The organism is Bacillus sp. WC2503 (assembly GCF_052682895.1).
On record NZ_JBQYMD010000001.1, the window covers coordinates 1,261,353 to 1,285,130 of the forward strand.

At 34.1% G+C, this 23,778-nt stretch carries 27 protein-coding genes; 21 read left to right on the forward strand and 6 right to left on the reverse strand.

The features are described from left to right. Positions 1-28: 28 nt before the first annotated feature. Positions 29-1,066 carry an NADPH dehydrogenase NamA gene (namA, locus tag ACUN26_RS06620; RefSeq protein ID WP_000555706.1) on the reverse strand — a complete coding sequence of 346 codons (1,038 nt, stop codon included), beginning with the start codon at positions 1,064-1,066 and terminating at the stop codon, positions 29-31. 133 nt (positions 1,067-1,199) lie between these two features. On the opposite strand from namA, the gene ACUN26_RS06625 reads away from it, so the two are divergent. The 6 genes from ACUN26_RS06625 to ACUN26_RS06650 all read left to right on the forward strand — a co-directional run bounded on the left by ACUN26_RS06625 (position 1,200) and on the right by ACUN26_RS06650 (position 6,069). Further along, positions 1,200-1,652 carry a methylated-DNA--[protein]-cysteine S-methyltransferase gene (locus ACUN26_RS06625; RefSeq protein WP_000283917.1) on the forward strand — a complete coding sequence of 151 codons (453 nt, stop codon included), beginning with the start codon at positions 1,200-1,202 and terminating at the stop codon, positions 1,650-1,652. Positions 1,653-1,677: 25 nt separating this feature from the next. After that, the gene (locus tag ACUN26_RS06630; RefSeq protein ID WP_000388939.1) at positions 1,678-2,676 is read left to right on the forward strand and encodes a DUF2628 domain-containing protein; all 999 of its coding nucleotides are present in this window, start codon (positions 1,678-1,680) and stop codon (positions 2,674-2,676) included. Between the two features lie 71 nt (positions 2,677-2,747). Then, the gene (locus tag ACUN26_RS06635; RefSeq protein WP_000824261.1) at positions 2,748-4,409 is read left to right on the forward strand and encodes a peptide ABC transporter substrate-binding protein; all 1,662 of its coding nucleotides are present in this window, start codon (positions 2,748-2,750) and stop codon (positions 4,407-4,409) included. Between the two features lie 59 nt (positions 4,410-4,468). Then, complete coding sequence (gene fosB, locus ACUN26_RS06640) at positions 4,469-4,885, forward strand: FosBx1 family fosfomycin resistance bacillithiol transferase (protein WP_000911701.1); 417 nt, start codon at positions 4,469-4,471, stop codon at positions 4,883-4,885. 13 nt (positions 4,886-4,898) lie between these two features. Next, entirely contained in the window at positions 4,899-5,441 is a 543-nt protein-coding gene (locus ACUN26_RS06645) for a short-chain dehydrogenase (protein ID WP_000543132.1), read from the forward strand. Positions 5,442-5,457: 16 nt separating this feature from the next. After that, positions 5,458-6,069, forward strand: coding sequence for a phosphoserine phosphatase 1 (locus ACUN26_RS06650; protein WP_000859191.1), 612 nt, complete (start codon positions 5,458-5,460; stop codon positions 6,067-6,069). 46 nt (positions 6,070-6,115) lie between these two features. Here the strand turns inward: ACUN26_RS06650 and exsB are convergent, their stop codons facing one another. Further along, positions 6,116-6,697: an exosporium protein ExsB gene (exsB, locus tag ACUN26_RS06655; RefSeq protein ID WP_000817491.1), complete on the reverse strand. Its 582-nt coding sequence runs from the start codon at positions 6,695-6,697 to the stop codon at positions 6,116-6,118. A 181-nt stretch (positions 6,698-6,878) separates the two neighbouring features. Here exsB and cotH point away from each other — a divergent pair, with 181 nt between their 5' ends. The 8 genes from cotH (at position 6,879) to ACUN26_RS06695 (ending at position 14,658) form a co-directional block, all read left to right on the forward strand. After that, a complete protein-coding gene (gene cotH, locus ACUN26_RS06660) occupies positions 6,879-7,955 on the forward strand; it encodes a spore coat protein CotH (RefSeq protein ID WP_000938007.1) in 1,077 nt (358 codons plus the stop codon). A gap of 104 nt (positions 7,956-8,059) precedes the next feature. Then, positions 8,060-8,677 carry an NUDIX hydrolase gene (locus tag ACUN26_RS06665; RefSeq protein WP_000153577.1) on the forward strand — a complete coding sequence of 206 codons (618 nt, stop codon included), beginning with the start codon at positions 8,060-8,062 and terminating at the stop codon, positions 8,675-8,677. A gap of 104 nt (positions 8,678-8,781) precedes the next feature. After that, positions 8,782-9,384: a DedA family protein gene (locus ACUN26_RS06670; RefSeq protein ID WP_000880689.1), complete on the forward strand. Its 603-nt coding sequence runs from the start codon at positions 8,782-8,784 to the stop codon at positions 9,382-9,384. 96 nt (positions 9,385-9,480) lie between these two features. Further along, positions 9,481-10,860, forward strand: coding sequence for a putative polysaccharide biosynthesis protein (locus ACUN26_RS06675; RefSeq protein WP_002038509.1), 1,380 nt, complete (start codon positions 9,481-9,483; stop codon positions 10,858-10,860). A gap of 184 nt (positions 10,861-11,044) precedes the next feature. Next, positions 11,045-11,986 (forward strand): magnesium transporter CorA family protein, encoded by a 942-nt coding sequence (locus tag ACUN26_RS06680; RefSeq protein ID WP_000933700.1) that lies wholly within the window; start codon positions 11,045-11,047, stop codon positions 11,984-11,986. A 198-nt stretch (positions 11,987-12,184) separates the two neighbouring features. Then, on the forward strand, positions 12,185-13,081 hold the full coding sequence (locus tag ACUN26_RS06685; protein WP_000418718.1) for a permease: 897 nt from the start codon (positions 12,185-12,187) through the stop codon (positions 13,079-13,081). 3 nt (positions 13,082-13,084) lie between these two features. After that, positions 13,085-13,954, forward strand: a complete 870-nt coding sequence (locus tag ACUN26_RS06690; RefSeq protein ID WP_000488051.1) for a TIGR03943 family putative permease subunit — start codon at positions 13,085-13,087, stop codon at positions 13,952-13,954. A 197-nt stretch (positions 13,955-14,151) separates the two neighbouring features. Then, the gene (locus ACUN26_RS06695; RefSeq protein ID WP_000141169.1) at positions 14,152-14,658 is read left to right on the forward strand and encodes an acyl-CoA thioesterase; all 507 of its coding nucleotides are present in this window, start codon (positions 14,152-14,154) and stop codon (positions 14,656-14,658) included. 126 nt (positions 14,659-14,784) lie between these two features. Here the strand turns inward: ACUN26_RS06695 and ACUN26_RS06700 are convergent, their stop codons facing one another. Continuing rightward, positions 14,785-14,871, reverse strand: coding sequence for a YjcZ family sporulation protein (locus tag ACUN26_RS06700; RefSeq protein ID WP_000505094.1), 87 nt, complete (start codon positions 14,869-14,871; stop codon positions 14,785-14,787). A gap of 160 nt (positions 14,872-15,031) precedes the next feature. On the opposite strand from ACUN26_RS06700, the gene cls reads away from it, so the two are divergent. The 4 genes from cls to ACUN26_RS06720 all read left to right on the forward strand — a co-directional run bounded on the left by cls (position 15,032) and on the right by ACUN26_RS06720 (position 17,795). After that, entirely contained in the window at positions 15,032-16,216 is a 1,185-nt protein-coding gene (cls, locus tag ACUN26_RS06705) for a cardiolipin synthase (protein ID WP_033657373.1), read from the forward strand. A 30-nt stretch (positions 16,217-16,246) separates the two neighbouring features. Next, positions 16,247-16,711 carry a spore coat protein gene (locus tag ACUN26_RS06710; RefSeq protein WP_000340533.1) on the forward strand — a complete coding sequence of 155 codons (465 nt, stop codon included), beginning with the start codon at positions 16,247-16,249 and terminating at the stop codon, positions 16,709-16,711. Positions 16,712-16,893: 182 nt separating this feature from the next. Then, entirely contained in the window at positions 16,894-17,073 is a 180-nt protein-coding gene (locus ACUN26_RS06715) for a hypothetical protein (RefSeq protein ID WP_001045965.1), read from the forward strand. A gap of 101 nt (positions 17,074-17,174) precedes the next feature. Continuing rightward, positions 17,175-17,795, forward strand: coding sequence for an NAD(P)-dependent oxidoreductase (locus ACUN26_RS06720; RefSeq protein WP_000861679.1), 621 nt, complete (start codon positions 17,175-17,177; stop codon positions 17,793-17,795). A gap of 24 nt (positions 17,796-17,819) precedes the next feature. Here ACUN26_RS06720 and ACUN26_RS06725 read toward each other — a convergent pair whose 3' ends face one another. The 3 genes from ACUN26_RS06725 to ACUN26_RS06735 form a co-directional block, all read right to left on the reverse strand. After that, positions 17,820-18,302: a DUF456 domain-containing protein gene (locus tag ACUN26_RS06725; protein WP_000215663.1), complete on the reverse strand. Its 483-nt coding sequence runs from the start codon at positions 18,300-18,302 to the stop codon at positions 17,820-17,822. 1 nt (position 18,303) lies between these two features. Continuing rightward, positions 18,304-19,611 carry a hemolysin family protein gene (locus tag ACUN26_RS06730; protein ID WP_000353739.1) on the reverse strand — a complete coding sequence of 436 codons (1,308 nt, stop codon included), beginning with the start codon at positions 19,609-19,611 and terminating at the stop codon, positions 18,304-18,306. 208 nt (positions 19,612-19,819) lie between these two features. Continuing rightward, a complete protein-coding gene (locus tag ACUN26_RS06735; RefSeq protein WP_000055279.1) occupies positions 19,820-20,689 on the reverse strand; it encodes a hypothetical protein in 870 nt (289 codons plus the stop codon). 256 nt (positions 20,690-20,945) lie between these two features. On the opposite strand from ACUN26_RS06735, the gene cbpA reads away from it, so the two are divergent. The 3 genes from cbpA (at position 20,946) to csaA (ending at position 23,774) form a co-directional block, all read left to right on the forward strand. Beyond that, positions 20,946-21,593, forward strand: coding sequence for a cyclic di-AMP binding protein CbpA (cbpA, locus tag ACUN26_RS06740; protein ID WP_001220521.1), 648 nt, complete (start codon positions 20,946-20,948; stop codon positions 21,591-21,593). A gap of 447 nt (positions 21,594-22,040) precedes the next feature. Beyond that, positions 22,041-23,378, forward strand: a complete 1,338-nt coding sequence (gene brnQ4, locus ACUN26_RS06745; RefSeq protein WP_395935011.1) for a branched-chain amino acid transport system II carrier protein BrnQ4 — start codon at positions 22,041-22,043, stop codon at positions 23,376-23,378. Positions 23,379-23,444: 66 nt separating this feature from the next. Beyond that, a complete protein-coding gene (gene csaA / locus ACUN26_RS06750; protein WP_001263029.1) occupies positions 23,445-23,774 on the forward strand; it encodes a chaperone CsaA in 330 nt (109 codons plus the stop codon). Positions 23,775-23,778 lie beyond the last annotated feature (4 nt).

Genomic DNA, 23,778 nt, shown 5'->3' on the forward strand with positions numbered 1-23,778 from the left:
TAAAACCGAGAAGAATGGCTTCTCGGTTTTATTTATTCATATTGATTTTCCCAGGAGCCCGCTTATATTGATACGGTTCTTGCAATTCAAAACCAAGTTCATTTGCCGCTATTCTTGGGAAGTACGGATTGCGAAGTAACTCACGTCCGATAAAAATTAAATCTGCTTCGTTATTATTTAATATTTGCTCTGCCTGTGCCCCAGTCGTAATCAATCCAACTGCCCCAGTTGCAATGTTAGCATGTTCTTTAATATGTTTAGCATATTGTACTTGGTAACCAGGATAAACATCAATATGTGTCGGTACAACTGCACCAGAACTACAATCGATTAAATCTACTCCTTGTTCTTTCATCCATTTTGAATACTGAACGTAATCTTGAACGGTTAGCCCGTCAGGATGATAATCATTTGCTGAAATACGAACAAATAACGGTCCGTCCCAAACTTCATTTATAGATTCGATGATTTCACGTAAGAAACGATAGCGGTTTTCAGATGAACCGCCATATTCATCCGTTCGTTTATTGGAAAGTGGAGAAAGAAATTCGTTAATTAGATAACCGTGAGCGCCGTGTATTTCAATAACGTCAAATCCAGCTTGTTTTGAACGCAGTGCAGCCTTCTGAAAAGCTAGTGCGGTGTCTTTAATTTGCTCTTTACTCATTTCCAGTGGTATTTTCATTGTTTCATTAAATGGAATTGCTGAAGGTGCTAACGCATCTGTTTCTAACTCAGCTTTTCTTCCGGCGTGAGCGAGTTGAATGGCAGCTTTTGCACCATTATCATGTATAAAAGTTGTCGCTGTATGTAATCCTTCAATTAGACTGTCGTCCCAAATACCTAAATCTTTGTTAGAAATGCGACCTTCAGGTAACACAGCTGTTGCTTCAATCATAACTAAACCGACTTGACCGGCAGCCCTAGTTCCATAATGAACGAGGTGGAAATTCGTTACTTTTCCATCCTCATTTTCCGAAGAATACATACACATAGGCGACATGACGATACGGTTTTTTAGTGTAACATCCTTAATTGTGTAGGGTGAAAAAAGTTTGGAATGCATCAAATAGCCTCCTTGATTGAATTTTCTTATATTTTACCATTCTCTTTTTTGTTTCTCTAATAAAACGCTTATACGAAAAATTTTGTCTATTCGTGTTACAATGACTAATATGAACTGAATTGGAGGATGACATATGTACCAGGCTTATTATAAAAGTGAATTAGGTTTGCTAGAAATTACAGCGAACGAAGAAGGCATTACGTCTGTTATATTTGTTGATGAACGACAAGAAGAAAATACAAATGAAATGATAGATCAATGTATAAATGAGCTAGATGAATATTTTAAAGGAAAAAGAAAAGAGTTTACTGTACCACTGTCTGCAGAGGGAACATCATTTCAAAAAAATGTATGGGATGCGCTCTACACTATTCCTTATGGCGTAAGTGCTTCATATTTAGATATTGCGGAGAAAGTTGGTAATACGAAAGCTGTACGAGCAATAGGAGGAGCAAACAGTCGTAATCCCATTTCAATTATCGTTCCGTGTCACCGTGTAATAGGAAAGAGTGGAAAGCTTGTAGGGTATGCGGGTGGTTTATGGAGGAAAGAGTGGCTGTTAAAACACGAAGGTATTTTGAAATGAAGTATGAATGGAAAGAGGGATTGTTTTGGAATGTATAAATTGTGGGCAACCTTGTGCGAATGAACAGTTAAATTGTGCAAACTGTCAGCAAAAACTGCATAATAAACAAGGTGAAGGAAGCTCGCTAATAGACAAAGAATTAGAAGAATATGTAGGGAGACAATATCCGTACTACAAAAAAAAATGGGAGCTTGAAAATAAGCGAATTGCAAAATGGAGCTGGAATGGTTGGGCTGCTATTTTTAATGTAGGTTGGCTTGGCTATCGTAAGTATTATTTACCTGCTGCACTATTTATACTGTTATTAGTAGTGTGTGATGCGTTTTCATATTATATGGGCTTCAACGTAGCATTGCCAATCATTAATATGGTGCCTCTTACGTTTTTATTACTCGTTTTTATCTTATTCGGGCTAGGGATTTTTGCGAATGGATTATATTATCAATTTGCAGAAAGACGTATATACCGCATAAAGGCACGTGAAATTAAAGATGAATCGGTTGAAAATTATCTCATTCGTGATAGTGGAGGAACGAGTAAAATGGGAGCAACGATCGTTACAATGTTAGCAGTTGCTAGTATTTTGTTCAGTCATTTCTTTTTCCCAACTGATCAGGATATTATTCAAAAAGTTCGTACAAGCTCGCTTTATGAATATCCAGTCTTTTCAATTGGTGAATCGTTCGAAAATTATTTTCAAAATTCAGGATGGATATACTATCGTGGAACGGAAGGATTAGAATTAGTAGAATTTCAGGGGGAGAGTCCTGAGATGCCAAGGAAAAAGGTGACAATTCAATTTATTGTTGATTATAAATTGGGAGAAGTGGAACCATATTCACTTACGATTAACGGTGAATCTAAAAATGAAGAAGAGTTTTTGAAAATAATGGAGGAAATATTTAAAGTTCAAAATCCATTTGATATAGAGGATGGCTTACAAGTAAATACTATTCAACAAAGCGGAGGGAAAGCAATTTCTGACCGCTTTTTTTCTTTTTATGAAAATAAATATTTAAAATAATCAGAATCTTTTGTATAATAAAATATATTATACAAGTTTTAACTTATACATATAGATTGGGGGAAGGAAGAATGAAAAGAAAGACAACAACAATTGCTGCACTTGCGTTATCGACTAGTGTACTGGTTGCGGGATGTGGGAATGGGGAGAAGGCTTCGACAACGAAGAAAGAATCAAGTAAGGGAATGGCAGATAAACAAGTTTTAAATTTGCTAGAAACAGCTGAAATTCCTTCAATGGATACATCTAAATCAACAGATTCTGTATCTTTCCGTGTATTTGTAAATGCAATGGAAGGATTATATCGTCTAGATAAAGATAATAAACCAACTCCAGGTATGGCCAAAGATGTGAAGATTAGTGAAGATAAAAAGACATATACATTTGAATTACGTGATGCAAAATGGTCAAATGGTGATCCAGTTCGAGCGCAAGATTTTGTATATGCATGGCAACGTACATTAGATAAAGCAATAGCAGCAGAATATGCATTTATTTTATTTGATGTGAAAAATGCACAGAAAGTAAATAAAGGAGAAGTACCGTCGGATCAATTAGGTGTTAAAGCGAAGGATGATAAAACGTTGGTAGTAGAATTAGAGCAACCAGCACCTTATTTCCTTGAGCTTACTTCGTTCCCTACATTCTTCCCATTAAATGAAAAGTATGTAAAAGAACAAGGGGATAAATACGGATTAGAAGCAGATAAATTATTGTACAATGGACCATTTACAATGAGTGAATGGAAACATGAACAAAGTTACCAGTTAAAGAAAAACCCAAATTATTGGGATAAAGATGCTGTAAAATTACAAGAAATTAATGTGGGTATAGTAAAAGAGACAAGTACTGGGGTAAATTTATATGATAGTGATCAAGCAGACCGTGTCATTTTAAGTTCTGAGTTTGTAGACAAATATAAAAAGAATAAACCAGATGAATTTAAAACGAAGCTAGACCCACGTATGTATTTCCTACGTTTTAATCAAAAAAATGCAACGTTTAAAAATCAAAAGGTTCGTGAGGCGATTGATTTAGCGTACGATAAAAAAGGAATTGCGGATGTAATTTTGAATGATGGATCATTGCCAGCGTATTTCTTAGTACCTGAAAAGTTTACGACAGGACCAGATGGAAAAGACTTCCGTACTGTAAATAAAAATTTCCGTGACAGTAAAGATAATGCTGCGAAAGCAAAAAAACTGTGGGAAGAAGCGAAGAAAGAACTTGGTCAAGATACAATTACAGTAGAATTACTAAATGATGATAACGGTAGTCGTAAAAAAGTGGGCGACTTTATTAAAGAAGAATTAGAGAAAAACTTACCAGGTATTAAAGTGAATTTGAAGCAACAACCATATAAGCAGAAGTTAGATTTAGAAAAGAAATTTCAATATGAATTCTCATTATCTGCATGGAGTCCAGATTATCCAGACCCAATGACATATATTGATATGTTCGTTACTGGAAGTTCATTTAATGAAATGGATTATTCAAATCCGAAGTATGATGATTTAGTAGCGAAATCAAAAGGAGAACTACTAAAAGATGACGCAGCACGCTGGAAAGCACTTGCAGAAGCTGAAAAAATCTTAATTGGTCAAGATGTTGCAATCTCTCCTACGTACCAACAAAGTACAGCTTACTTAGAGAAGACGTATGTAAATGGTATTGCTAACCATACGTTCGGTGGCGACTTCAGTTATAAATGGGCATATATTACAAAGAAATAGTATAATAAAAGATGAGTGAATTTTCGCTCATCTTTTGTTTGTTTAAGGAGGAACGTGGAGTGTTGAAAGGAATCAATCATCTTTGTTTTTCAGTATCAAATTTAGAAAACTCTATTCTGTTTTATGAAAGAGTGTTAGAAGGAGAACTATTAGTTAAAGGGAGAAAACTTGCATATTTCAATATATGTGGAGTATGGATAGCACTGAACGAAGAGGCACATATTCCAAGAAAGGAGATTCATCAATCTTATACGCACCTCGCATTTTCTGTTGAACAAAAAGATTTTGAACGCCTGTTACATCGGTTAGAAGAAAATAATGTTCATATTTTACAAGGAAGAGAACGTAATGTGAGAGATTGTGAGTCTATATATTTTGTTGATCCTGACGGTCACAAGTTCGAGTTTCATTCAGGGACACTGCAAGACCGTCTAAATTATTATAGGGAAGAAAAACCACATATGACATTTTACTAGGGAGGAAGAGCATTTGCATGCACTTGTAATCGGGGGAACAGGGATGTTAAAGAAAGTTTCTATGTGGCTTTGTGAGCAAGGATTCCATGTTTCTATTATTGGACGAGATGAAGTGAAATTAGAATATGTGAAGCGAGCAAGTTCTGCACCAGAAAATATCACATGCCTTCCGTTAGATTATCATAATAATGACGAAGTAAAGATAGCTATTAAAGGTACAATTGAGAGAAATGGTCCCATAACATTAGTTGTGGCATGGATACATTCAAGTGCAAAGTATGCGTTATCACTCATTTGTAAGGAGATAGAATTTTCGTCAGAGACATACAGTTTATTTCATATTTTAGGCAGTAAAGCATCGCGTATGAATGCAGGGAAAATAGGTGGTACGCTTTGCCTGTATCATAGAATTATATTAGGTTTTATTTTAGAAGATACATTCGGAAGGTGGCTTACTCATCAAGAAATATCAGATGGAGTAATTAATGGGATTGAAAGTAATTGCAATGAATGGATTGTGGGGCAAATAGAACCATGGGAATTACGACCAAATTGATAAGGGGGAATGGGAAATGAAAACAACTGTATATGTAACAAGGCATGGTGAAACAGAATGGAATGTAGCGAAGCGAATGCAAGGACGGAAAAATTCAGCTTTAACTGAAAATGGTATGTTACAAGCGAAACAATTAGGGGAGCGTATGAAGGATTTACCACTCCATGCCATATATAGTAGTCCAAGCGAAAGAACACGTCATACTGCTGAATTGATTAAAGGGGAACGCGATATTCCAATTATAGAAGATGAACGTTTCTATGAAATAAATATGGGGATATGGGAAGGGCAAACAATTGCTGATTTGGAAATGCAATATCCAGAAGAAGTACATTTATTTTGGAATGAACCACATCTTTTTCAGTCAACATCAGGGGAAAACTTTGCGGCCGTTTATAAAAGAGTAATTGAAGGGATACACTTTCTTTTAGAAAAGCATAAAGGAGAAAACATTTTAATAGTTACTCATGCTGCAGCAGCGAAACTACTTGTAGGACATTTTGCAGGTCTTGAAATTGAACATGTATGGGGAGAGCCATTTATGCATAGCGCGAGTCTTAGTGTAATTGAATTTGATGAAGATCTTGGTAAAGTAAAACAATTTGCAGATATAAGTCATTTTCAGTAAACGTAAAAAAGGCCGCAACGCGGCCTTTTTTGGTGGACATAAAAAACTAGCAATTACGTTTTTTATACCAGAAGTGATCGAATTTTTTATTCTTGCAAGAAGAAGACTTGTGTCTGCTATCTTTGCAATCATTCCATTTGTGTCCGTCATCGTGACAGTCTCTACCGTGATCACATGAATCATCGCAAGAGTGACCGTGTCCGTGAGGGAAGAATTCGCATTTTTTACAGAAACTTCGTTTTGTCCAGTAAAATTTCTTTTCAAAGCGTATGCATTTTGTAACGAAAGTACAATGTTTTCTACGAGTACGTTTTGTAACTAAAACGCATTCTTTTCTACGCGTCACTTTCGTAACGAATGTCCATTTTTGAACACGAACACGAGTACATTTCGTAACAAATGTCCATTTTTTTACGTGCGTACATTTTGTAACGAACGTACAATGTTTCACGCGAGTACATCTTGTTCTTGGACATCTACCTCCTGTAGTGCATTTACATCCTGTAGTACATTTATGATGAGAGAATTTATCATCATCGCACTCAAAAGTACTTGGATCTTGATGTAAGAAATCCTCCATCCCAGCACTTTTGATTTCTTCAACAGCTTTTCTAATATCACGTTTCATAGAAATCCTCCTTATCATGTATTAAAGTGAAAAGGTATTCTTTTTCCTTAACATGATATGAGATATGACGACGTTCTGAACAGGACAAGAGTGTAATTTTATATAAATAGATGATAGCGGATGTATGGACAAGACAAGGCGCATACATTGAATGAAGAGAACTGAGAAGGGATGAGAAAACATGCTGCCTTCATATGATTTTTTTGTTCATCCAATGTACTTAGTGGAATTGAAAAAAGATATTTGGTCAGATAGTCCAGTGCCAGCAAAATTAACTTATGGAAAAAAGAAGTATGACATTGATATCGTATACCGGGGTGCTCATATTCGCGAATTTGAGAAAAAGTCTTATCATGTTGTATTTTATAAACCGAAAAAATTTCAAGGCGCGAAAGAGTTTCATTTGAATTCTGAGTTTATGGATCCGTCACTCATACGAAATAAATTATCTTTAGATTTTTTTCATGATATTGGTGTACTTTCGCCAAAATCACAACATGTATTTATAAAAATCAATGGTCAAATTCAAGGTGTATATTTACAGTTAGAATCAGTTGATGAAAACTTTTTGAAAAATAGAGGATTACCGAGTGGTTCTATTTATTATGCGATAGATGATGATGCGAATTTTTCATTAATGAGTGAGCGAGATAAAGATGTTAAGACAGAGCTCTTTGCGGGTTATGAATTTAAATATTCGAATAAAAATAGTGAAGAACAACTAAGTGAATTTGTATTTCAAGCGAATACTTTGTCGAGGGAAGATTATGAAAAAGAAATTGGGAAGTTTCTACATGTAGATAAATATTTACGATGGTTAGCTGGAGTAATTTTCACGCAAAACTTTGACGGTTTCGTTCATAACTATGCACTATACCATAACGATGAGACAAATTTATTTGAAGTTATACCGTGGGATTATGATGCAACTTGGGGGCGAGATGTACAAGGGAGACCGCTTAATCATGAATATATTCGCATTCAAGGGTATAACACGTTAAGTGCAAGATTGTTAGACATACCTGTATTTAGAAAGCAGTATCGAAGTATTTTAGAAGAAATATTAGAAGACCAATTTACAGTTTCGTTTATGAGGCCGAAAGTAGAAGCGTTGTGTGAATTGATTCGTCCATATTTACTACAAGATCCATATATGAAAGAAAAATTAGAAACGTTTGATCAAGAGGCTGATATGATTTATGAATATATAAATAAAAGAAGGAAGTATATACAAGACCACTTACATGAATTGGATTAATTTTGAAAGAGATTGGAACATTATCAATCTCTTTTTTTGTATAATAAAGGTGTACCAAAAAAGTGAAATGATATGTATTTGATAGAGAATGGGGTTGTGTAGAGATGACGATTAAATGGATTGATTGGGTAAAACAAATACAATCTATAGCCCAAGCGGGTTTAACGTATTCTAAAGATGTGTACGATATAGAACGTTTCCAACAATTACGAGACATTTCGATTTCGATGATGTCACATTACACAAAAACAGATTGGGAAGTAGTAGCGAAACTATTTGCAAGTGAGACGGGCTATCAAACACCAAAAGTTGATATACGAGCAGTTATTTGTCAAAATGAAAAGCTATTATTTGTGAAGGAAAAAAGTGATGGGAAATGGGCATTTCCAGGTGGATGGGCTGATGTTGGTTATACGCCAACAGAAGTAGCAGCAAAAGAGGTTTTCGAAGAGACAGGATATGAAGTAGATCGTTTTAAGCTACTAGCTATATTTGATCAAGAAAAGCATCAACCATCGCCTTCAGCAACGCATGTATATAAGATTTTTATTGGTTGTAATATTGTTGGTGGGGAAAAGAAGGTTAGTATTGAAACAGAAGAAATAGAGTTTTTTGGTGAAGATGAATTGCCGGATTTATCAATTGCTAGAAATACAGAAGAGCAAATTAAAGAAATGTTTGCTTATATGAAAGACCCACAGAAAGAAAAAATAATAGATTAATGCTGCTTGAATTGTACATATTGTTAAAATGAAGATATTGGCAGATTGCAATCTTTATGTGATAATGGGATGGTATGTGAAGAAAAAAGGAGATAGAAAAGAACATGTTAGCAAATATAATAGATCAGTTATTGCAATTTTTTGCAAGCTTAGGGTACTTTGGAGTAGCTCTTGCTTTAATGATTGAAGTAATCCCAAGTGAAATTGTACTTTCGTATGCTGGCTTTTTAGTAGCGGATGGTAAAATTAGTTTTGTGGGGGCAGTTATCGCCGGAACGATTGGTGGTACTTTAGCGCAAATCTTTTTATACTGGCTTGGATACTACGGAGGGCGTCCGGTTGTAGAGAAATATGGGAAATATCTACTTATTAATAAACACCATTTAGACATAGCGGAAGGTTGGTTTAAACGTTACGGAGCAGGCGTAATATTTTCTGCACGCTTTATTCCAGTAGTACGTCATGCGATCTCTATTCCAGCAGGACTAGCTAAGATGCCATTAAAACTATTTACACTTTATACGGTTGTAGCGATTATTCCATGGTCAATTCTATTTATATACTTAGGTGAAAAACTTGGTGGGAATTGGCGTCATATTAAAGAGTATGCATCTGATTATACACATTACATAATTATAGGAGCTGTGCTCTTTATTGCACTATACTTCGGTTTAAAGTATTTGAAAAAGAAAAAAACAACACGTTAAAGTCAATGATGATTCATTGGCTTTTTTATTTGTTTCGGTTCTAAACAAAAGGAGTTGTCCATAATGTGTAATAATAAAGCGTAGCGGAGGAATGTGATGAAAGGGTCACCGTTTATACGTGGAACGATATTTTTAACGATGGCAACGATGATATCTAAAATGTTAGGGTTTATATATATTATACCATTTACAGCAATGGTTGGTACGAGTGGGTACGTTCTATACGCGTATGCATATCGTCCTTATACGATTATGCTGAGTATAGCGACGATGGGGTTACCGCTCGCTGTTTCAAAGATGGTATCAAAATATGATCAACTAAATGATTATCATACAGTTAAAAGAGTACTAAAGAGTGGTATCGTTTTTATGTTAATAATGGGAGTTGTATCGTGTGTCACACTGTATGTATTAGCCCCGCATTTAGCTGAACTTGTAGTTGATGGAAGTGATCAAACGGGGAATAGTGTAACTGCTGTCGCTACTAACATTCAAATTGTAAGTTTTGCGTTAATACTTGTACCAGTAATGAGTTTATTAAGAGGCTTCTTTCAAGGATTTCAGTCGATGGGACCTTCTGCATTAAGTGTAGTTGTAGAGCAATTCTTTCGGGTCTTAACTATATTGATAGGAAGTTTTGTCGTATTATATGTTTTAAAAGCTTCTGTATCGCTAGCAGTTGGTATTTCAACGTTTGGTGCTTTCATGGGAGCAATAGGTGGATTAGCTGTTTTAACTGCGTATTATGTAAGAAGGAGAAGGCATTTAAAGAAAAAAGAGATGGCAAGTATACCGCAAACGACGAAATCTTTCTTCTCGTTGTATAAGGAGCTCTTTACATATTCTATTCCTTTCGTCGTGGTTGGTTTAGCTATTCCTTTGTATCAGACTATAGATACATTTACAATTAATAAACTACTTATACAAATTGGATATATGCAAGGAGAAGCGGAAAAAATCAATGCGATTATTGGTCTTGTTCAAATGGTTGTACTTATCCCAGTTTCAGTTGCGACTGCTTTTAGTATGTCTCTCGTTCCAGAGATGACGAAAGCTTATACAGCAGGGAATACGAAGTTACTATATAAACATTTTACAAAGACGAATCTATTAGTAGTAGGGATTACGGTACCAGCGGCGATTGGAATGATGGTGTTAGCAAAACCAATATATACGCTTTTGTTTAGTACGGGGAATGATCCGGAGATAGGGAGTGTTATTCTACAATATTATGCTCCTGCGTGTATACTATTTTCACTCTTTACTGTAACGGCTGCCATGCTGCAAGGAATTAATCAACAACAGAAAACAGTATTAGGTTTAGTAATCGGAATTATTGTAAAGATAATATTAAATATTGTATTGCTTCCGTATTTCGATTATGTAAGTTTTATCATTTCAACTTACGCTGGCTATACGATTTCAGTTGGTTTTAACTTGTGGATGCTTTCTAAATATGTTATAAAGGCAACATAAGCTTTTTAAGGCAGAGAATCCTCTGTCTTTTTCTACGTTTATAATATTTTTCACGTAAAAGCGTTTTCAAAATAATTTTTCTATTGAAATTTAAACGTATGTTTCATATGCTGAGAATGGCGGTTCAAAAACTGTTATGTAAGAGAGGTAGATTCCTACATGTAAAAAGAATCGGGGTGATAGTATGTTAAATATGTATTTAACAGACCGAAACGGAAAACTACAAGAGATTGAGGAAATGCAAAAGGGTTGCTGGATTAATGTACTTCATCCAACTGAAGAAGAAATTCAGTATTTAGTACAAACTTTAAATGTAGACTTAGATTTCATTAAAGACCCTTTGGATGATGAAGAACGCTCTCGTATTGAAAAGGAAGACAATAATACCTTAATCATCGTCGATATTCCGACAGTTAGGCATGATGAAGAGGGGAATTCGATTTATGACACGATTCCAATAGGTATGATTGTAATGCCAGATTGTTTCGTTACAATTTGTTTAGAAGAGAATCCAATTTTTGAACGTTTTATTAATCAACGTATTAAAGAATTTTATACGTTTAAAAAGACACGCTTTGCACTGCAGCTCTTATATACGATTTCTACTTATTATTTAAGATACTTAAAGCAAATAAATCGAAAAACAATCGATTTAGAGCACCAATTAAATAAATCAATGAAAAACAAAGAAATTTTTACATTGTTAGGCCTTGAAAAAAGTTTAGTTTACTTTACAACATCACTAAAGGCTAATAAAATTGTAATTCAAAAATTAATGCGAAACAGTACATTTTTAAAAATGTATGAAGACGATCAAGATCTATTAGAAGATGTATTAATTGAAAATAAACAGGCTATTGAAATGGCGGAAATATATAGTCACATTTTAAGTGGAATGATGAATACATTTAGTTCCGTTATATCAAATAATTTAAATAGTGTTATGAAACTGTTAACGTCTATTACAATTATTTTATCTTTACCAACAATGGTTTCTAGTTTCTTTGGAATGAACGTAAAGGTTCCATTTGAAGGTGAAGCGTATGGTTTTGTAATTGTACTCATTATATGTGTAACTTTATCGTTCACATTGGCATTTGTTTTTTGGAAGAAACGTTACTTTTAACAATAAAAAAGCTGCTCTAGCATAGTTGTAAAACTACGCTAGAGCAGCTTTTTTGCTATGAAATCTCAATTTTGGAATAGAATATAACATGTGAAATGTAATGTGTATGAAGGTTATGAATTCCGTATAAGCCTTGTCCAATTAATAAAATGGGGTTAAAATTACATATTGTTAAAGAAAAGTTGGAGGAAATACATCATGGAATTGTTTCAATTACCGAAAGCATTCCTGCAAATGAATACAATTTTTATCTCAATATTAATCGAGGCACTTCCGTTTGTGCTAATTGGTGTATTTATTTCAGGATTCATTCAAATGTTTGTGACAGAAGATATGGTGGCAAAATGGATGCCGAAGAACCGATTTCTGTCAGTTTTATTAGCTACTTTTTTAGGCATGATGTTTCCAGGATGTGAATGTGGAATTGTTCCGATTGTAAGACGGTTAATCGGAAAAGGCGTTCCGCCATACGCAGGGATTGCATTTATGTTAACTGGACCGATTATTAATCCGGTTGTACTATTTGCTACATATGTCGCTTTTGGAAGTAGTATGCACATGGTATGGTATCGTTCTATTGTAGCGATTATCGTAGCAATTATCGTTGGAATTATATTATCATTTATGTTTAAAGAACATCAATTACGAGACGATCACTTCCCAGAAGTGAATCATAAGCGTCCGTTACGTAAAAAAATGTGGGAGGTATGTACGCACGCAGTTGAGGAATTCTTCTCAATGGGAAAATACTTAGTACTAGGTGCGTTAATTGCAGCAGCGGTTCAAACGTTTGTACAAACTTCAACACTTCTTGCTATCGGACAAGGGCCGTTTTCTTCATCAGCTGTAATGATGGGACTTGCCTTTATATTATCACTTTGTTCAGAAGCAGATGCATTTATTGCTTCGTCATTCCAAAGTACATTTTCAACAGCATCACTCGTCGCGTTTCTCGTATATGGACCGATGGTGGATATTAAAAATATGTTTATGATGCTTGCGACATTTAAAACAAAATTTGTAATTGTCGTTACAGTTACAGTTACTCTTGTTGTTTATGCAAGCTCACTACTCATTTATGCGATGGGGTGGTAGGTTATGTTTCGAGCATATATATTATTAGGTTTCACAATATTAATTGCACAGCTTCATATTTCAGGTAATATTACGAAATATATCAATATGAAGTATGCTTATTTATCAACAACAGCAGCCATTATTTTAGGGTTTTTAACGATTGTTCAAATTATTATCGTTTTCCAAAAAGAACATCAAAAAGAAAAAGATCAGCACAATTGTGGTTGCGATCATAGTCACTGCGGGCATGATCATTCGAAAGATGAGAATACATGGTGGAAAAAAGTGTTTTCTTACACATTATTCTGTTTTCCAATCATTACAGGATTGTTTTTCCCAATTGCAACATTAGATTCCGATATTGTTAAGGCGAAGGGATTCCATTTTCCAGTAGCGCAAGCAGAAAGTAAAGATCCATTTATGACAAGGCAATTTCTAAGACCTGATACGAGCATTTATTACGGGAAAGAAGGATACCGTGGTGTAATGGAAAAAGGGAAGAAAGAGTTTGTTACGAAAGACAGTATTACTTTAAAAGATGAAGATTTCTTAAAGGGTATGGAGACGATTTATAACTATCCTGGCGAGTTTACTGGGAAAAAATTATCTTTTAAAGGGTTTGTATTCAGAGATGATTCTTCTAAAAAAGAACAATACTTCTTATTCCGTTTCGGTATTATACACTGTGTAGCAGATTCTGGTGTATATGGTATGTTAGTGAAAAAACCAGAAGGGGTAGAGTGGAATAATGATGACTGGATTCAAGTCGAAGGAGAAATAACAACTGAGTTTTATCAGCCGTTCCATGCAAATATTCCTGTTTTAGAAGTAACGAAATGGAATAAAGTTGAGCAGCCGAAAGAACAATATGTATTTAGAGGAGCCGATTGATAACATCGGTTCTTTTTTATGGACTAAAAGTTCTGAATGTTGTTAATATTAAATGTGTAGTTCACTTAGTGTAGTGAACAAGTACATGGTTAGTTGAACTCATTGAAAGTATACGGACAGCCCGACTTCCACCTAATTTCTTCTGGGAGTCTTACTACCCGCAAATAGCAGGATAATTAATCAAAGGAGTGATAACAATGACTGAAGTAAAGGGGAAAACAGCTAATGAGTCTAGAGTGTTTAAAACGAGCCGAGTATTTCCAACGGATTTAAATGATCATAATACACTATTTGGTGGAAAAATATTAGCGGAGATGGATATGGTTGCTTCTATTTCAGCAACGAGACATGCAAGAAAAGAATGTGTCACAGCGTCTATGGATTGGGTTGATTTCTTACATCCTGTTCGTTCATCTGATTGCGTTAGTTATGAATCCTTTGTAATTTGGACGGGAAGAACTTCAATGGAAGTTTTTGTGAAGGTAGTGGCTGAAGACTTAATTTCAGGTGAAAAGCGTATAGCTGCAACGTCATTTGTTACATTTGTTGCACTTAGTAAGGAAAATAATCCAGTTCCTGTACCACGAGTTATTCCTGAAACAGAAGAAGAGAAAGAATTACATCGTATTGCTGTATTACGTGCGGAACAACGTAATATTCGTAAGGCAGAGAGTAAGAAAGTAGCCACATTGTTAACTTTTTGAATTGAATATATAGCCGTTAAGGTTACCATAACAAACGATAATGGTTTTAAAATAAAAAGCGGACACCTAAAAATAGGTGTCCGCTTTTATAGTTTTTTCATCCACATATCATATGACAATAACTACTTAGCAGAAGCAAGCAGCACCGACGATGATTAAGAGGATAAATAATACGACTAAAAGCGCAAATCCATTACCATGTGCGAAGCCCATTGTTATTTCCTCCTTTTATTTTAAGATACAACATACAATATGCAAATGAGCTGTTGTTTGATATGGACATATATCATGTAAGGACATTTTTTCTTGAATGATTATGTATAAAAAAAGGGAAGATATAGGAATAACAGTAAGTGGAGAAAGGAAATTATCCATGAAGCACTTTTTCGCTCTAATCCTTTTTTTTATAGGTGTATTCATATGGATGAACATCGATGTGGAAATGGGGAAAAAAATGGCTAGTGAATATGAATTAGGACAAGTTCGATTAGGCGAATTTCAACTATATACGAACGGAGAAGAGTTATATAGGAGATTATTTGAGGATATAAACAATGCGGAAAAGTATATATATATTCATTTTTATATTGTAGGTAAAGATGAAATAAGCAGAGAGTTTTTACAGTTATTAGAGAAAAAAGCATCTAGCGGGGTAGAAGTGAAGTTGTCAGTCGACCGTATAGGTGGATATAAGCTGAAGAAAAAGATACTGAATCAATTAAAAAGAAAAGGTGTCCAGTTTACATTTAGTAAAAAACCTAAACTGAAAAGTATATTCTATTCTTTGCATCAACGAAATCATAGACGCATTGTTACGATAGATGGAAAGGTATCATACGTCGGTGGTTTTAATATCGGAAAGGAATACCTTGGACAAAATCCGAAATTTGGTCCATGGCGTGATTATCATGTACGTATCAATGGGAATGGTGCAACTGATATGGAAAGAAAATTTGCTAAAGATTGGAAAGAAGATACCGGGGAAAAAATGCCTGCACATGAAAGTGTACCTGCAAAAGGAAATGTAAAATATCAATATTTGTTTTCAAATGGAAAAGGTTTATGGCAGAAATATGGGGTGCTTATAAAGCAGTCTAAAAAGTCTTTAATAATTGCTACACCTTATTTTGTACCAAGTAAAGAAATGATGAAAGAGTTAAAAGATGCATTACATCGCGGTGTTAATGTAAAAATTCTCGTGCCATTTAAAAGTGATGCCGTATTGTTAAAACAAGCTGCTTATCCGTATTTGAAAGACATGTTACATGCTGGAGCGGAAATTTATCAATATCGCAATGGATTTTTTCATGGGAAAGTAACGATCATTGATGGAGAAATTGTTGATATCGGTACAGCAAATTTTGATAATAGAAGTTTTTATTTAAATTGCGAATCTAACTGTCTCATATATGACAAAACAGTTGTTGCTGACGTATGGAGTCGATTAAAGGAGGATTTTCATAAATCAAAACAATTTTCTGAACAGGATTTTGAGGAAATTAGTAAATGGGATTGGTTTTTAGCAAGAATAGCGAATGTTTTAGCGTCATATTTATAGCATATAGACAAAAGGAAAGGAGGAATTTTAATGGACTGTATGAAAGAATTAATGAAGTATAGTTACATGTTAATTTATAAAGTAGGAGAGTATACTGAAAAAATCCGGGATGAAGAATTAAAGGATATAATACAGCACCATTTACCGTATATGTTACAAGCATATAATGAACAAGTGAATTTTCAAGAAGGAGAAAATGTACAGCATATAACATATGAACCAATTTCGTTTCATTTGTCTGAAATGGAAATGGAAAAGGAAATAGATAATACATATACAGAAGATATCCAAATTGCAATCTGTTATATTTCACATTTGAAACGATTAGCATTAAAGTTTGCTCAAGTTGCAGTGGAAGTTGCAAATCCAGAATTTCGTTCGTTTTTAGAAAACTGTTTCCTGAAAATGAATCGTTACGCTTATAGTGTGTGGCAATATGTTGTGAAGAAGGAATATAAAATTACACATATATATGAAAACGAGAAATTTGCATAAAAAACTAAGGCGGAATAGTTGTCGCCCTAGTTTTTTACTTTCATGCAGAGAAAAGGGCTAAATGTAATTATTATTAGAAAATTTACAAACATTTACCGTATATTTACTATTTTTCAATCTTTCCTTTAAAAATAGAGAGTAATATGGGATTGTACATATTCTATCAAAGGGAGGAAACGCAAATGAACAAATGGGTTAAATCATTAACTGCTATGGCACTTGCAAGTTCTTTATTAATGGTAGGTTGTAGTAAAGGTGAGGACAAGAAGAAAGAAGAAGACACAACAACACAACAGGATGAGAAAAAGGATAAAGAAACAAGTGGAACAGAGAAGTCTACTGATTCTAAAGAAAAGAAATAAAGTAATAAAAAAGCTTCCTCTTATATATGAGGAAGCTTTTTTGTTGTATATTGATTGAGAGTATTGAAAAAATAGAGAAAGAATGAGAGAGGAGTAAACAAATGAAAGTATGTGTATTGGGAGCGACAGGTAGAGTAGGTTCGGAAATAATGAAATTAGCATTAAAGGATTCATCCGAAGTGACGGCATTCGTTCGTGATTTAAATAGAATGGAAATAGAACATGACAGGTTACATGTTATAGAAGGAAATATATTAAACGAAAACGATATAAAGAAAGCGATAGAAGGATGTGATATCGTAATTAGCGCTCTTGGAACGGATGGAAATGGGACATTAGCAAAGAGTATGCCAAATATTATAAAGTATATGGAAAAAGAAGGCGTTAAGAAAATTATTACGATAGGAACAGCTGGTATTTTACAAGCGAGAACAAATCCAAATGTATATCGTTTCCAATCATCGGAATCAAAAAGGAAAACGACAGCAGCAGCAGAGGATCATTTAGCTGCATATAAGGCGCTTCATAATAGTGATTTATGTTGGACCATTGTTTGTCCGACGCATTTAATAGACGGTGAGATAACGGGGGTATATCGCACTGAACAACATATATTGCCAGAAGATGGAGCGAAAATTACAGTTGGTGATACAGCACATTTTACATGGGATTTATGCAATGAAAATATATATGAAAATAGTCGAGTTGGTATTTCATATTAAAAAACCATCCCAAAAGCGGGATGGTTAAAAGATGATATAACATACGAAAATGATAATCATAATGATTTGGAGAATAGCTTTCGCTACAGTACTGCTTAAAAAACCAACTACAGTAGCAACTCCTACTAGAAAGGCGTCTTTTGGCGTCTTTTTATGCATGAGCTCTGTGAAAAATACCGATAAGAACGGTATAATTATTAAACCAAAAGGTGGGAAGAAGAACGATCCAACAATGATAGAAATCATACCGACACGTTCGCCCCATTTTGAACTTCCATATTTTTTTAGGAAATATCCATTAGCAATAAAATCAGCGACGAAAATGAATAGGGTGAAAATGGCTTGAATGACCCAAAAAGTAATTGTTAGTTCCCCGCCATTTATACCAAAATGGTAAATCAAATATCCAGCCCATACAGCTAAGATACCTGGGATAATAGGGTAAATAAAGGCGAGAAATGAAATGATGAAACAGGCAATGATACAGATTGTTAAGAAAACAGTCACTTTATAACTCCTTTTTAATATCTAATTTATGTACAGCAATTTTTTTGATTTGATGTCCATCAAGTTCTAATGCTTTAAATTGAAACCCAGCATATTCAATAGAATAACCAGCTTCAATATTTAAGTCAACCGCTTGAGAGAGGAGCCAGCCTCCAATTGTATCTAAATCGCTATCATCAATATGTAGGCCAAACATATCATTTACTTCAGAAATGAGTACTTTTCCATCTAAAACAGTAAGCTTCGGGGTACGCTTTTCAATCATAGGTGATTCATCCGCGTCAAATTCATCTTGAATTTCTCCAATAATTTCTTCAAGAATATCTTCCATTGTTAAAAGCCCAGCAGTACCACCATATTCATCCATAATGATTGCCATCTGAACGCGATTCTTTTGAAGATGTACTAATGTTTTACGGATTGGAACAGTTTCAAATACAGTTAGTACGGGATGTATATAAGATTCAAGTGGTTTATAAATACCTTTTGTTTGATCATGAAATATTTCTTTCGTATTTATCATCCCGATGATGTCATCTTTATCTTTTTCAATTATAGGATAGCGTGTATATTTTTCAGTTGCGACGATATCCATATTTTCTTCTAAAGTATTTTCGGTAGATAAGCAAACCATTTCAGTACGAGGGACCATGATTTCTTTTGCAACCCGGTCATCAAATTCAAAAATATTATTTACATATTTATATTCGGTTTGGTTTATTTCTCCGCTTTTAAAACTCTCACCTAAAATGAGTCGTAATTCCTCTTCTGAATGAGCAAGTTCATTTTCTTTCGCTGGCTCTAAACCGAGTAGTTTTGTGAAAAATATAGCTGCACTATTGAGTAGCCAAATGAACGGATACATAATTTTATCAAATAAAATAAGTGGTTTGGCAAATTTGAGTGTGATTGCTTCTGCTTTTTGAATTGCGAAAGACTTTGGAACTAATTCACCTAATACAACGTGGAAAAATGTAATAACGCTAAAAGCAATAATAAAAGATAACGTGTTAGCCATTGTTCCAGTCATGTTGATTTTTTCAAAAAGCGGTCGTAGTATATGTTCCACAGTCGGTTCACCAAGCCAACCAAGCCCTAAAGAAGTAATCGTAATCCCGAGCTGACAAGCTGATAAATAAACATCTAAATTAGATAGGACACTTCTTGCAGCTAAAGCTTGTTTATTACCTTCATTTGCAAGTTGGTCAATTCGGCTTTTTCGTACTTTTACAACAGCGAATTCTGATGCAACGAAAAAGCCCGAAATAAGAATAAGTACAAAGATGAGAAAAATATTTAATATGTCCAAGTGTGTTCTCTATTCCAAAGTTTGAAATAAAGATGTCACCTCCTGCAATTATGTTATACTTTTATAATAAATCCAAATGAAAAGAATAGTCAAAGGAAAAGGGTAAATATTGGCATGTTTATAGTGTAGTTTTAGAGTTTGTTGTTATTTTGTCCTCGATACAAAAGGAATAACCCTCTACTTTCAGAATATAGAGGGCTATGTAACTTTACGGTTTTGGGATACTTCGTGTTATAGTGTATGTTTGTTGTTTAGAGTTGTTTGTTGTCCAAAGTGCTTGGAGAAAAGATAAGACGCTGTATGGGATATACAATAGTAGTAAACCGATTGTGACAATTACAGGTGCAGTACCACCAAATTGAACGATAAATTGTAATAATCCGATCGTGTGAAAAGTACATTCCATAATTAAAAAGGAAAAAATAATAGAACTTAAAATAGATTTATGATTCGAAGTAAGTGCTAAAAATAATGTATCAACAAGGAAAGCAGAATTTTTCATTTCATATTCACTTGTGTTATACAGGAAAGGGAGCCATTTCTTTATTGCTTGCATAACGATAATCATAGAGGTACTACATACGATGATCAAAGATGAGAAATAAGAAAACTTTATAAAGTTTGCAATATAGAGAAGAAGTAGTAAGATAGAACATTGTAAAAATACAGTGCAAAAAGAGTACGGTATCCAGTGTAGGAAAGTAGTGATCTTTTTAATTGAATTTGGTGCTTTTAAAAATAGATGACCGATTCCTAAACTTATAAAGAAGCCAATTGCAAGAGTGAAAGTGAAACGAACAATTGATAAAAAATATATTTCCCATATGTAAGGGAATAGTGGTGTTGAATGAGTAGAAGTATGTATCATCTGATTTGCTGAGAAAAAAATAGATTCATGCATCCAATCAATTTTTGGAATTGATATAGAAGAAAGTTGATCGAAGTTTTGGAAAATACTTATTAAGCCATTTTGATAAGAATAATTATGTGTAATAAAAAGAGCTGGGATAGGACTTATGACAAAAATAACAATGACACCAATTATAAATTTGCATATATGCGAGCGTAACAAAGACATATAACCACCTACTCTTTGAATATTCAGAAAATTCTTATTCTTATTTTAGCGTTTTTCTAATAAAGTTACAATATCTTTTTCATTAAGTCATTCAGAGAGAGGCTTTCCTAGTGAAGATATGCAAGTGAAGGATTCATGAATAAATTATGACAAGAAAATGAATAATTTTCAGAAAAATAAAATAAATTATTTATTTTTTTCCGAATATATAATATAGTTATGGCACAGAAAGTATTTTAACATAAGGAGGCTTTTTATGAGGATTAAAGGGAATTACGTGCCGAAAAGGGAAGTTTTACTGTGCTCAAGTTCGATTACGATAGGGGAAGCATTGGAGCATTTAAATAAAACAGGGTATCGTTGTGTACCAGTTTTAGATGAAAAAAAAGAGAAATTTTTAGGGAATATATATAAAGTAGATATTTTAGAATATAAAGGATCACTTGACGAAAGTGTAATACAATTATTGAACGATAAAGAAGGATTTGTGAGAGAAGATTCATCTTTCTTTAAAGTATTTTTTACAATAAAAAAATTACCTTATTTATCAGTAGTTGACGAAAAAGGAATTTTCCTTGGAATTTTAACGCATAAAAAAGTTTTTGAGTTATTAGAAGATGCATGGGGCGTTCATTCTAGTAAATATTCTGTCATGATTGGAACGCAAGACTATAATGGAGCGATCCAAAAGTTATCGACAGTTTTGAAGAAATACACTGGTATTCAAAGTTTAATGACTTTTGATAATGATGCTCTATTAGTTCGTAGAATTATGTTTACATTAGGAGAAGAGTTTGAAGATGGTGAATTAGAAACACTTCAAAAAGATTTAGAAGATCATGGATTTAGAGTTGTGTATGTAGAAGAGATGAATAATCCACGTGAAGTAGAAACGATAGAGTAACATGCAAAAGCCATCTAACATATGTTAGATGGCTTTTGAAATTATTTTAAAATAATAATCTAGAATGAGTCTAGTGCTCGAATAACATTTGTGTGAGAGAATATAAAATGTAGATAATTTTGATTTTCAAAAAAATCAATTTGAAAATATGTTTTTATTTTTCAACTAAATATGTTACTATATGTGTGATAAAAACAAAGAGGTCTGACAACTATACTCCACGTAATAACACTCTAATGATTTAAATATTCAAAAAAATCAAAAATCAAAAACAAAAAATAATGACGAGATTAATAATTAGAGTAATAATAAGGGGAATGGAGAAATTATGGAGAAAGACACTGCTTTGTAAGGGGCATATTTTATCATCTTGAGCAGAGAGGAGGATGCATAGCATATTGTGAAAATAAAGATAAACAATGAAAAAGTGCTATGCAAATGAAGAGTATGAAGGGACGATTGAGGCCAGGTGATACGGTAGCAATTGGTTTAATGCTATTTGCATTATTTTTAGGAGCAGGAAATTTAATTTTCCCGCCAGTTTTAGGTCAACAAGCAGGAGAGAATGTTTGGATTGCTACGATAGGATTCCTTGTAACGGGAGTCGGATTACCCCTATTAGCTGTAACAGCTGTCGCGTTTGTAGAGGGGGACTTGAAAGCGCTATCTTCTAGAGTTCACCCTATATTTGCATTTATTTTCCCATTGGTTAGTTATTTAGCAATTGGACCATTTTTCGCAATCCCGCGTACGGGAGCCGTTTCGTTTGAAATGGGTATGAAGCCGTTTTTATCAGATGCAATGGTTTCAGAGTGGTACATGCTATTTCTTTTCACTATATTTTTCTTCGGAATAACGTGGTATTTATCATTAAATCCATCTAAATTAGTCGATTGGTTTGGAAAATTTCTTACACCATTATTAGTATTAATTGTTGCTGTTATTGTCGGGAAAGCAATTATTGATCCAATTGGAGAACCGGCTGCACCTTTAGCTGCTTATAAAGAGAATGCTTTCTTTGGTGGATTTATTCAAGGATATTTAACGATGGATGCGATTAGTGCACTTGTGTTTGGGATTGTTGTAGTACAAGTTATTCGCTCAAAAGGGATAAAAGAGAGCGGACAAATTGCAAAAATAACAGTTGTATCAGGGATTATTGCTGTATTAGGCTTAACGTTAATATATTTATCACTTGCATATCTCGGATCTACAAGTACATCACTTGGTGTGTCGGAGAACGGTGGTCTTATTTTGACGAATGTTGTAAATGAGTTATATGGAACAAGTGGCAAAATTTTATTAGGACTTGTAATTATACTCGCTTGTTTAACAACTTCTGTTGGATTAACATCTGCGTGTGCTGGCTTCTTCACAAACTTATTCCCAAGACTTTCGCATAAAACGATTGTAACTATGGTATGTGTATTTAGTTTAATTGTATCTAACCTAGGGTTAACACAATTAATCACAGTAACATTACCAGTGTTAATGATCATTTATCCAGTTGCAATTGTATTAATCGTTCTTTCATATTTCCATAAATGGATAGGGAAGCGTAATACAATTTACATTGGGGCGATTTTAGGTGCGTTGTTAATTAGTTTCTTTAACGGTTTAGAAAGTGCGAACATTAAAATTGATGCGATTTCTAATGTACTTCAAATGTTACCATTATATAAAGAAGGAATAGGATGGTTAATCCCATCATGTATTGGCGGAATTCTTGGTTTCTTCTTCTATAAATCAAATGAATCAAGTGAATTACAAAAGAAAGGTGCTTAGGCGCCTTTCTTTTTTTAAAGGGGATTTTTGTATTTTGTCTAAGTAATAAATGGGAGGAATGATAAAATGGCTAATTTTGAAGATTTTTTAACTTTTGATGTAAGAATTGGAACAGTAACACAGGCAGAGGAATTTAAAGAAGCGAGAGTACCAGCGATTAAACTAGAAATTGATTTTGGGGAGCTTGGGGTCAAGCGGTCAAGTGCTCAAATTACGAAGAGATATAATCCAGAAGACTTAATTGGTCAGCAAATTGTTGCTGTTGTAAATTTTCCGCCAAAGCGTGTAGCTGGATTTAAATCAGAAGTGCTTGTATTAGGGGGAGTTCCTGAAGCGGGAGATGTTGTGTTGCTTCAGCCTAATATGGAACTGCCAAATGGAACGAAAATTAGTTAGTGTG

What these genes read in the sequence shown, in the direction of transcription:
- ACUN26_RS06635 (WP_000824261.1), top strand. Translation starts at nt 2,748, where the DNA reads ATGAAAAGAAAGACAACAACAATTGCTGCACTTGCGTTATCGACTAGT.
- ACUN26_RS06685 (WP_000418718.1), top strand. Translation starts at nt 12,185, where the DNA reads ATGGAATTGTTTCAATTACCGAAAGCATTCCTGCAAATGAATACAATT.
- cls (WP_033657373.1), top strand. Translation starts at nt 15,032, where the DNA reads ATGAAGCACTTTTTCGCTCTAATCCTTTTTTTTATAGGTGTATTCATA.
- ACUN26_RS06665 (WP_000153577.1), top strand. Translation starts at nt 8,060, where the DNA reads ATGACGATTAAATGGATTGATTGGGTAAAACAAATACAATCTATAGCC.
- ACUN26_RS06625 (WP_000283917.1), top strand. Translation starts at nt 1,200, where the DNA reads ATGTACCAGGCTTATTATAAAAGTGAATTAGGTTTGCTAGAAATTACA.
- ACUN26_RS06720 (WP_000861679.1), top strand. Translation starts at nt 17,175, where the DNA reads ATGAAAGTATGTGTATTGGGAGCGACAGGTAGAGTAGGTTCGGAAATA.
- csaA (WP_001263029.1), top strand. Translation starts at nt 23,445, where the DNA reads ATGGCTAATTTTGAAGATTTTTTAACTTTTGATGTAAGAATTGGAACA.
- ACUN26_RS06675 (WP_002038509.1), top strand. Translation starts at nt 9,481, where the DNA reads ATGAAAGGGTCACCGTTTATACGTGGAACGATATTTTTAACGATGGCA.
- ACUN26_RS06735 (WP_000055279.1), bottom strand. Translation starts at nt 20,689, where the DNA reads ATGTCTTTGTTACGCTCGCATATATGCAAATTTATAATTGGTGTCATT.
- cotH (WP_000938007.1), top strand. Translation starts at nt 6,879, where the DNA reads ATGCTGCCTTCATATGATTTTTTTGTTCATCCAATGTACTTAGTGGAA.
- ACUN26_RS06695 (WP_000141169.1), top strand. Translation starts at nt 14,152, where the DNA reads ATGACTGAAGTAAAGGGGAAAACAGCTAATGAGTCTAGAGTGTTTAAA.
- ACUN26_RS06650 (WP_000859191.1), top strand. Translation starts at nt 5,458, where the DNA reads ATGAAAACAACTGTATATGTAACAAGGCATGGTGAAACAGAATGGAAT.
- cbpA (WP_001220521.1), top strand. Translation starts at nt 20,946, where the DNA reads ATGAGGATTAAAGGGAATTACGTGCCGAAAAGGGAAGTTTTACTGTGC.
- namA (WP_000555706.1), bottom strand. Translation starts at nt 1,066, where the DNA reads ATGCATTCCAAACTTTTTTCACCCTACACAATTAAGGATGTTACACTA.
- ACUN26_RS06690 (WP_000488051.1), top strand. Translation starts at nt 13,085, where the DNA reads ATGTTTCGAGCATATATATTATTAGGTTTCACAATATTAATTGCACAG.
- ACUN26_RS06710 (WP_000340533.1), top strand. Translation starts at nt 16,247, where the DNA reads ATGGACTGTATGAAAGAATTAATGAAGTATAGTTACATGTTAATTTAT.
- brnQ4 (WP_395935011.1), top strand. Translation starts at nt 22,041, where the DNA reads ATGAAGGGACGATTGAGGCCAGGTGATACGGTAGCAATTGGTTTAATG.
- ACUN26_RS06715 (WP_001045965.1), top strand. Translation starts at nt 16,894, where the DNA reads ATGAACAAATGGGTTAAATCATTAACTGCTATGGCACTTGCAAGTTCT.
- ACUN26_RS06700 (WP_000505094.1), bottom strand. Translation starts at nt 14,871, where the DNA reads ATGGGCTTCGCACATGGTAATGGATTTGCGCTTTTAGTCGTATTATTT.
- ACUN26_RS06670 (WP_000880689.1), top strand. Translation starts at nt 8,782, where the DNA reads ATGTTAGCAAATATAATAGATCAGTTATTGCAATTTTTTGCAAGCTTA.
- exsB (WP_000817491.1), bottom strand. Translation starts at nt 6,697, where the DNA reads ATGAAACGTGATATTAGAAAAGCTGTTGAAGAAATCAAAAGTGCTGGG.
- ACUN26_RS06680 (WP_000933700.1), top strand. Translation starts at nt 11,045, where the DNA reads ATGTTAAATATGTATTTAACAGACCGAAACGGAAAACTACAAGAGATT.